Here is a 272-nt window from a genome sequence, read left to right as displayed (position 1 = left end):
TGAGAAACGAAAAAGACAATCGACAATAGCTTCAACTAAGCCACATACGATTGCCTCTATACTTCGTCTCATTCGAACAATGTATTACCTCATTAACGCATAACAAACTTTACGATTATTCTTTGACCCAAAAGCGATAAGGCTGTCTATGCCATATTATTGGAACACCTTGTTTCAAAAAATACCAGATGAGGTGTTTTTTAGCATGCCCTTTTATGGATCAAAAAGTGTTAAAAATAAGACAGTAACCTCAGAATAGCTACTGTCTTATC

1 pseudogene is annotated in these 272 nt (G+C 35.3%); it reads left to right on the top strand.

Going from position 1 to position 272, the window contains the following annotated elements:
- A pseudogene (locus tag STRDD04_RS11065) lies at nucleotides 1-140 on the top strand (IS110 family transposase); the annotation flags it as partial.
- Nucleotides 141-272 lie beyond the last annotated feature (132 nt).

The sequence above is a fragment of the Streptococcus sp. DD04 genome (genome assembly GCF_001578725.1).
Lineage (GTDB): Bacteria > Bacillota > Bacilli > Lactobacillales > Streptococcaceae > Streptococcus > Streptococcus sinensis.
This window is presented reverse-complemented; position numbering and strand designations above follow the sequence as displayed.